At 74.4% G+C, this 7,411-nt stretch carries 8 protein-coding genes; 6 read left to right on the top strand and 2 right to left on the bottom strand.

Going from position 1 to position 7,411, the window contains the following annotated elements:
* The first annotated feature begins 44 nt into the window (after positions 1–44).
* The 4 genes from Q0112_RS15300 to Q0112_RS15285 all read left to right on the top strand — a co-directional run bounded on the left by Q0112_RS15300 (position 45) and on the right by Q0112_RS15285 (position 3,905).
* Positions 45–827, top strand: a complete 783-nt coding sequence (locus Q0112_RS15300) for a ThuA domain-containing protein (RefSeq protein WP_297976768.1) — start codon at positions 45–47, stop codon at positions 825–827.
* Positions 824–1,885: a Gfo/Idh/MocA family oxidoreductase gene (locus Q0112_RS15295; protein WP_297976766.1), complete on the top strand. Its 1,062-nt coding sequence runs from the start codon at positions 824–826 to the stop codon at positions 1,883–1,885. The genes Q0112_RS15300 and Q0112_RS15295 overlap by 4 nt, the downstream gene beginning before the upstream one ends.
* 101 nt (positions 1,886–1,986) lie before the next feature.
* A complete protein-coding gene (locus Q0112_RS15290) occupies positions 1,987–2,910 on the top strand; it encodes an alpha/beta hydrolase (RefSeq protein ID WP_297976764.1) in 924 nt (307 codons plus the stop codon).
* Positions 2,910–3,905, top strand: coding sequence for a hypothetical protein (locus tag Q0112_RS15285; RefSeq protein WP_297976762.1), 996 nt, complete (start codon positions 2,910–2,912; stop codon positions 3,903–3,905). The genes Q0112_RS15290 and Q0112_RS15285 overlap by 1 nt, the downstream gene beginning before the upstream one ends.
* Positions 3,906–3,915: 10 nt before the next feature.
* On the opposite strand, the gene Q0112_RS15280 is transcribed toward Q0112_RS15285, so the two are convergent.
* Both Q0112_RS15280 and Q0112_RS15275 read right to left on the bottom strand, forming a co-directional pair.
* The gene (locus Q0112_RS15280; RefSeq protein WP_297976773.1) at positions 3,916–4,212 is read right to left on the bottom strand and encodes an AzlD domain-containing protein; all 297 of its coding nucleotides are present in this window, start codon (positions 4,210–4,212) and stop codon (positions 3,916–3,918) included.
* A 26-nt stretch (positions 4,213–4,238) separates the two neighbouring features.
* Positions 4,239–4,946: an AzlC family ABC transporter permease gene (locus Q0112_RS15275; protein WP_297976760.1), complete on the bottom strand. Its 708-nt coding sequence runs from the start codon at positions 4,944–4,946 to the stop codon at positions 4,239–4,241.
* A gap of 114 nt (positions 4,947–5,060) precedes the next feature.
* Here Q0112_RS15275 and mobA point away from each other — a divergent pair, with 114 nt between their 5' ends.
* Together mobA and Q0112_RS15265 are read left to right on the top strand one after the other, a co-directional pair.
* Positions 5,061–5,660 carry a molybdenum cofactor guanylyltransferase MobA gene (gene mobA / locus Q0112_RS15270; RefSeq protein ID WP_297976771.1) on the top strand — a complete coding sequence of 200 codons (600 nt, stop codon included), beginning with the start codon at positions 5,061–5,063 and terminating at the stop codon, positions 5,658–5,660.
* Positions 5,657–7,393 carry a bifunctional molybdopterin-guanine dinucleotide biosynthesis adaptor protein MobB/molybdopterin molybdotransferase MoeA gene (locus tag Q0112_RS15265; protein WP_297976759.1) on the top strand — a complete coding sequence of 579 codons (1,737 nt, stop codon included), beginning with the start codon at positions 5,657–5,659 and terminating at the stop codon, positions 7,391–7,393. Before mobA ends, Q0112_RS15265 begins: the two co-directional genes overlap by 4 nt.
* Positions 7,394–7,411: the final 18 nt, after the last annotated feature.

Below are 7,411 nucleotides of genomic sequence, written 5' to 3'. Positions count from 1 at the left end.
AACCCCTTCACTCTCCCCCGATCCAACCCTCGGGAGGGACCCCCATGATCCGAGCCGTCGTCTGGAACGAGTTCGTCCACGAGCGCGAGAACCCCCTCGTGAAGTCGGTCTACCCCGAGGGCATCCACGCCGCCCTGGCGGCCGCCCTGAACGCCGACCCGGGGATCGACGCCTCGACCGCCACCCTCGACCAGCCCGGGAACGGCCTCCCCGAGGACCGGCTCCGCGACACCGACGTCCTGCTCTGGTGGGGCCACAAGGCCCACGGCCAGGTCGAGGACGCCACCGTCGACCGGGTCGCCCAGCGGGTCCACGAGGGCATGGGCCTCATCGTCCTCCACTCCGGCCACTTCTCGAAGATCTTCCGCCGCCTGATGGGCACCCCCTGCTCCCTGCGCTGGCGCGAGGCCGGCGAGCGCGAGCGCCTCTGGGCCACCAACCCCTCCCACCCGATCCTCGCCGGCCTCGGCGACCGGATCGAGCTCCCGTCCGAGGAGATGTACGGCGAGCCCTTCCTCGTCCCCGAGCCGCTCGAGACCCTCCTCGTCTCCTGGTTCGAGGGCGGCGAGGTCTTCCGCTCCGGCCTGACGTACCAAAGAGGCGCCGGCCGCATCTTCTACTTCCGCCCCGGCCACGAGACCTACCCCACCTACCACGACGCCACCGTCCGGCAGCTCCTCCGCAACGCCGTCCACTGGGCCCACAACCCGGCCCCCGCCTGGACCGACGTCGCCGAGGCCCCGAACGTCCCGGTCGACCGCGCCCCCGAGCGGATCGCCGAGAAGGGCCCCAAGCTCCACAAGCCCGGCGAGGAGGGCTACCGATGACCGACGGCGCCCGCCGCCTGCTCATCCTCGGCACCGGCGCCATCGCCCGCACCCACGCCGAGAAGTTCGCCCTCATCCCCGGCTGCGAGCTGGTCGCCGCCGCCGACATGAACGCCGAGCGCGCCCGCGACTTCGCCGCCGCCCACGCCATCCCCAACGCCTTCGGCAGCCTCGCCGACGCCATCGCCTGGGACGGGTTCGACGCCGCCGTCAACTCCACCCCCGACGCCGCCCACCACCCGACCACGATGCAGCTCCTCGCCGCCGGCAAGCCCGTCTTCTGCGAAAAACCCCTCGCCCTCAACCACGCCGACGCGCTGCAGATGACCGAGGCCGCCGAGGCCGCCGGCCTCGTCAACATGGTCAACCTCACCTACCGCAACGCGAGCGCGCTGCAGACCGCCCGCCGGATGATCGACGCCGGCGAGATCGGCGAGGTCCGCCACGTCCAGGCCAGCTACCTGCAGTCCTGGCTCACCGGCCGCCACTGGGGCGACTGGCGCACCGAGGAGCGCTGGCTCTGGCGGCTCTCCTCCCGCCACGGCTCCAAGGGGGTGATGGGCGACATCGGCGTCCACATCCTCGACTTCGCCACCTACGGCACCGGCCTCGACATCACCGGCCTCTCCGCCCGGATGAAGACCTTCGACAAGGCCGACGGCGGCGCCATCGACGTCTACACCCTCGACGTCAACGACAGCGTCGCCATGACGGTCGAATTCGCCAACGGCGCCCTCGGCGTCGTCCACATGAGCCGCTTCGCCACCGGCAAGCTCAACGACCTCGACCTCCTGATCCACGGCGACCGGGGCGCGCTGAAGATCTGGGCCAACCACCTCGACTCGAGCCTCGAGGTCTGCCTCGGCCCCGACATCGACACCCAGACCTGGACCCCCTACCCCTGCCCGCCGACCCCGCGCAACGAGGAGCGCTTCGTCATCGCGCTGCTCTCCGGCCAGAACGGCGAGCCCGACTTCCGCCACGCCACCCGCATCCAGAAGCTCCTCGACCTCACCTTCGTCGCCGACGCCGAGGCCCGGACGCTGCCCGTGGACTGACGCGCCCGTGGACTGACGAGTCCGGGGGCCGGACGCCGAATTCGTGCCCGTCCCGCCGGCTTTTCTGGCAAGCTGCGCTCCGGCCGAACCAGGAGCGCCCCATGCCGAAGCCCCGCCTCGCCGCCCTCCTCCTCGCCGCCGCCCCGGCCGCAGCCCTTGCCGCGGACACTGCCGGTCCCGTCGACATCGGCGGGGGCCGCGGGATCTACGTCGAATGCCGGGGCGAGGGAGCGCCGCCCGTCGTCATCGTCGCCGGCGCCAAGGCCTCGGCGGCCGACTGGACCGAGGCCGTCCCCGGCAAGCCCGACGTCTTCGCCGCCGTCGCCGGCTTCACCCGCGTCTGCGCCTACGACCGGCCGGGAACCCCCTTCGGCGAGGCCCCGAGCCGCAGCGACCCGGTGCCGCAGCCGGCGACCGCCGCCGACGCCGCCGCCGACCTGCACGCCCTCCTCGCCGCCGCCGGCATCGCCAGCCCGGTCGTGCTCGTCGCGCATTCCTACGGCGGGGTCATCGCCCGCCTCTACGCCCGGACCTGGCCGGACGACGTCGCCGGCATGGTGCTGGTCGACGCGCTCTCCGAAGGCCTCCGCGCCGCCGAGACCCCGGAGGAATGGACGATCCAGCGCGCCCTCATCTCCGGCGACATGACCGAGACGCTGAAGCTCTATCCCGAGATCGAGCAGCTCGACCCCGACCGCAGCTTCGACCAGATCCTCGCCGCCCCGCCGCTCCGGCCGATGCCGCTCGTCGTGCTCAGCGCCGACCATCCCTGGGGGCCGCTGGTGCCCGGCTTCATCGCCGACGGCACCCTGCCGCCCGACATCCCGCCCGACTTCGGCTATGTCACCGACCGCGCCGCCAAGCAGTCGCAGGCCGCCCTCGCCGCCGCCGTCCCCGGGGCGCGGCACGTCACCCAGACCGACAGCGGCCACGAGATCCACAAGGACCAGCCGCAGCTCGTCATCGACTCGATCCGCGACGTCGTCGAGGCCGTGCGCGCCGGCCGCACCGCGATGGCGCCCTGATGCCCCCGTCGCGACGGGCAGGACGCGCGCTCGGCGCGCTCCTCCTCCTCTGCGCGCTGCTGCCGCTCGCTCCGGCCGGCGCCCAGTCTCCCGCCGGCACGCCCGCCACCTGCACGATCGGCGTCAACGTCGAGGACCTCTACGACCTCGACATGGCGCGCGACACCTTCGGCGCCATCCTCTGGCTCTGGTCGCTATGCCCCACGGCCGACCTCGCGCCCCTCGCCACCATCGCCCTCCCGACCGCCTCGTCCGGGCTGAACCTCGGCCCGGTCGAGGTCGAGGATCCCGCCGGCGGCGGCCGCTACGCCTCGCGCCGGGTGCAGGGCACCTTCCGCTACAACTGGGACATGAGCCGGTATCCGTTCGACCGGCAGCGGCTGCTGATCCCGATCGACGAGGCGCAGTACGGCGCCGAGCGGCTGGTCTTCGCGCCCGACCGGCAGCAGTCCTTCGTCACTCCGGACATCCGCGACCGGCTGGACGAGTGGCGGATCGCCGATCTCGAGCTCGAGACCTCCATCAGCGAGGAGCCCTCGACCTACGGCCTGCCCGAGGCCGACGGATCGCGCTACGCCCGCCTCGAGATCGCGATCCCGCTGGAGCGGGACCATCTCGTCGGCTTCCTGAAGCTCACCTCCGGGGTCTTCGCCGGCGTCTTCATCGCCTTCCTGTCCTTCTTCTACGATCCCAATGACCGCTCCGGCTTCGGCGGCAAGCTCGGCCTCCTCGTCGGCGTCCTCTTCGCGGTGCTCCTCAGCCTGCGGTCGGCGGACGCCGCCATCGGCGACGCGGGACATCTGACCCTCGTCACCCGGATCCACCTCGTGACCCTCGCCTTCATCGTCGTCCTCGCGCTCGTCGCGCTGCGCGACCGGCGCAAGGTCGAGCGCGGCGAGACCGTCCGCCACCCCGACTGGCCGATGCTCGCCGCCGTCGGCAGCCTCTACGCGCTCATCGTCGGCGGCCTGATCGCCGCGGCCGCCCTGTCCTGACCGGCGGCCCTCACCCGATCGCCCAGAGCGCCAGATAGAGCACCCCCATCCCGGCAAAGATCGAGCCGAGCACGCTGCGCATGACCGCCCCCACCGCCAGCGCGGCGAGCGCGGCGAGCATCCGTGCCGGATCGGGCGCACCGCCGGTCGCCGCCGGCCAGACGACGAGCGGGGCGACCAGCGCCGGCATCACCGCCACCGGCACGTAGCGCAGCATCCTGAGCGCCCACTCCGGCAGCGGCCGGTCGCCGACCAGCCCGAGGAAGGAATAGCGGATGAGGTAGGTGCCGACCCCGACCACGATCATCACCACCCAGATGCGGGCGACCTCGCTCACGACCGACGCTCCGCGCGGAGCTCGAGCCAGGAGCCCGTCGCCATCCCGGCGAGCGAGGCGACGATCAGCCAGAGGTTCCAGGGCAGGAAGGAGAAGAGCAGCGCCACCGCCACCGCCACCGCCGCCGCCGCCACGTGCGGCCGCGTCCTGAGCATCGGCGCGAAGAGGGCGATGAAGGTGATCGGCACCGCGAAGTCGAGCGCCAGCCCCTCCGGGATCGCCGTCCCCGCCTCCGCCCCCGCCCAGGTCGCCAGCCACCAGGGCACGCAGACCGGCACCAGCGTGCCGAAGTAGTGCGCCACCTTCTCCCGGTGCCCCATCTTCGGCGACAGCGCGTAGCGGTTCATCGCCACGCCATAGCTCTGGTCGGTCAGCCCGTAGGCCATCAGCGCCCGCTGCCAGCGCGGCACCCCGGCGAGGTGCGGGGCGAGCGAGGCGGAATACATCGCCATGCGGAGGTTGATCGCCAGCGGCGCGATGATGCAGATCAGGAGCGGCGCCTGCTCGCTGAGGAGCTGCAGCGCGGTGAACTGCGAGGCGCCGGCGATCACCACCGCGCTCATGGCGAGCGTCTCGGTCAGCCGCCACCCCGCCTCGCTCGCCAGCACCCCGAAAAGCATCCCGAAGGGCACGATGACGAGCAGGAACGGGAGCGCGTCGCGCATCCCGAGCCAGAAGGCACGGCGGGTCGAGGCTTGCGGCATGGGTGCTGTCCTGTCGGTTCCGCCTCGTCTATCGTGCCGGTGCGAGATGTCCAGAGGTATCCCGGAAATGCCCGAGCCCGCCCCCGCCCTGCCCGGCCGCACCGACGGGAGGGGCTGCGCGTGATCGTCGGCGTCATCCTCGCCGGCGGCCTCGCCACCCGCTTCGGCGGCGGCGACAAGGGCCTCTGGCCCATCGCCGGCCGGCCGATGCTGGCGCGCGTCGTCGACCGCCTCGGCCCGCAGGTCGACCGGCTCCTGCTCAACGCCAACGGCGACCCGGCCCGCTTCGCCGCCCTCGGCCTGCCGGTCGTGGCCGACAGCGTGCCGGACTTCCCCGGCCCGCTCGCCGGCATCCTCGCCGGCATGGACCGGGCGGCGGCCGAGGGCGCGCAGGCGATCGTGACCGTCGCCGGCGACACGCCCTTCTTCCCGACCGACCTCGTCGCCCGCCTGCGCGCCAGCGGCGCGCCGCTCGCCTTCGCCGTCACCCCCGGCGCCACCGGCCGCCGGCGGCACCCCGTCTTCGCCCTCTGGCCGGTCGCGCTGCGCAAGGATCTGCGCACCGCCCTCGCCGCCGGCACCCGCCGCGTCGCCGAATGGGCCGCCCGGCACGGCGCGGCCGAGGTGGCCTTCCCCGACGAGGCCGCCTTCTTCAACGTCAACACCCGCGACGACCTCGCCCGCGCCGAGGCGCTGGCCGCGCGCTTCGCATGAGGGTCTACGGCGTCACCGGCTGGAAGAACTCCGGCAAGACCACCCTCCTCGAGCGCCTCGTCGCCCACCTCGTCGCCCGCGGCCTCACCGTCGCCACCGTCAAGCACGCCCACCACGCCTTCGAGCCCGACCAGCCCGGCAAGGACAGCCACCGCCACCGCATGGCCGGCGCCGCCCAGGTCCTCGTCGCCTCATCGCGCCGCTGGGCGCTCATCACCGAGCTCGCCGCCCCCGAGCCCCCGCTCGAGGAGCTCCTCGCCCACCTCGCCCCGGCCGACCTCGTCCTCGTCGAAGGCTACAAGCGCGACCGCCACCCCAAGATCGAGACGCGCCGCGCCGCGACCGCCCAGGACCTCATCGCCGAAGGCGACGAGACGATCGAGGCCGTCGCCTCCGACACCCCGCTGCCCGGCCTCCCCGTCCCGGTCTTCCCCCTCGACGACATCCCCGCCATCGCCGACTTCATCCTCGCCCGCACCGGCCTCGCCCCCACCGCCGGCGCCACTCCGCCCGGCGGGCGCGTCACGGTCGCCGCCGCGCTCGACCGCCTGCGCGCCGCAACGAAACCCGTCGCCGAGACCGAGACCGTTCCCCTCGCCGAGGCCGGCGGCCACATCCTCGCCGCGCCGGTCCACGCCCGCCGCGCCAACCCGCCGGCGGCGAACGCGGCCGTCGACGGCTACGGCCTCGCCCACGCGACCCTCGGCCCCGCGCCCTATCGCCTGCCCCTCGTCCTGCCCCTCGTTCAGGGGCGCGCCGCCGCCGGCGCGCCCTTCCCCGGCGCTGTCCCGCCCGGCCAGGCGCTCCGCATCCTGACCGGCGCCCTCCTCCCGCGCGGGGTCGACACCGTCGTCCCCGAGGAGGAGGTCACCCTCGCCCCGGACGCGATCACCCTGCCGCAGGCCCCGGCGCCCCGCGCCAACACCCGGCCGGCCGGCGAGGACGTCCAGCCCGGCGCCGAGATCCTCCCCGCCGGCCGCCGCCTCGGCCCGCCGGAGCTCGCGCTCGCGGCGGCCTCCGGCCTCGGCCTCCTGCCGGTGCGCCGCCGGCTGCGGGTGGCCGTCCTCTCGACCGGCGACGAGATCCGCCCGGCCGGCAGCGACGCCGCGCCGCACCAGACCTGGGACGCCAACCGCCCCATGCTCCTCGAAATGCTCCGCCGCTGGGAGATGATCCCGGTCGATCTCGGCCAGGCCGCCGACGACCCCGCCGCCGTCTCCGCCGCCCTCGACCGCGGCGCCGCCCGCGCCGACGCCATCCTCACCACGGGCGGCGCCTCCGCCGGCGACGAGGACCATGTCACCGCGCTCCTCCGCGCCGGGGGCGGCCTCGACTTCTGGCGGGTCGCGGTGAAGCCCGGCCGCCCCTTCGCCCTCGGCCGCTGGGCCGGGCGCCCCATCCTCGGCCTCCCCGGCAACCCGGTCGCCGCCTTCGTCTGCGCCCTCGTCCTCGCCCGCCCCGCGCTCCTCCGCCTCGCCGGCGCCCCCTGGCAGCGCCCCGCCGGCCTCCTCCTCCCCGCCGCCTTCGCCAAGGAGAAATCCGGCGGCCGGCACGAATACCTCCGCGCCCGCCTCGACCCCCGCGGCGCCGTCGAGGTCTTCCCCTCGGAAGGCTCCGGCCGCGTCTCCGGCCTGGCCTGGTCGACCGGCCTCGTCGAGCTCGAAGACGCCCCCCGCGCCATCCGCCCCGGCGACCCGGTCCGCTACCTCCCCCTCGCCGACTTCGGCCTCTGATCCGGGTGAACGGTTCGG

Origin of the sequence: uncultured Amaricoccus sp. (assembly GCF_937858865.1) — a bacterium.
GTDB lineage: Bacteria > Pseudomonadota > Alphaproteobacteria > Rhodobacterales > Rhodobacteraceae > Amaricoccus.
The sequence above is the reverse complement of the archived record's forward strand: the minus strand, read 5'-3'. Positions and strand labels throughout refer to the sequence as shown.

Bases quoted from the DNA above. Each gene is read 5' to 3' on its own strand.
- Q0112_RS15300 (WP_297976768.1), top strand. From the start codon at position 45: ATGATCCGAGCCGTCGTCTGGAACGAGTTCGTCCACGAGCGCGAGAAC.
- Q0112_RS15265 (WP_297976759.1), top strand. From the start codon at position 5,657: ATGAGGGTCTACGGCGTCACCGGCTGGAAGAACTCCGGCAAGACCACC.
- Q0112_RS15285 (WP_297976762.1), top strand. From the start codon at position 2,910: ATGCCCCCGTCGCGACGGGCAGGACGCGCGCTCGGCGCGCTCCTCCTC.
- Q0112_RS15295 (WP_297976766.1), top strand. From the start codon at position 824: ATGACCGACGGCGCCCGCCGCCTGCTCATCCTCGGCACCGGCGCCATC.
- Q0112_RS15275 (WP_297976760.1), bottom strand. From the start codon at position 4,946: ATGCCGCAAGCCTCGACCCGCCGTGCCTTCTGGCTCGGGATGCGCGAC.
- Q0112_RS15290 (WP_297976764.1), top strand. From the start codon at position 1,987: ATGCCGAAGCCCCGCCTCGCCGCCCTCCTCCTCGCCGCCGCCCCGGCC.
- Q0112_RS15280 (WP_297976773.1), bottom strand. From the start codon at position 4,212: ATGATCGTGGTCGGGGTCGGCACCTACCTCATCCGCTATTCCTTCCTC.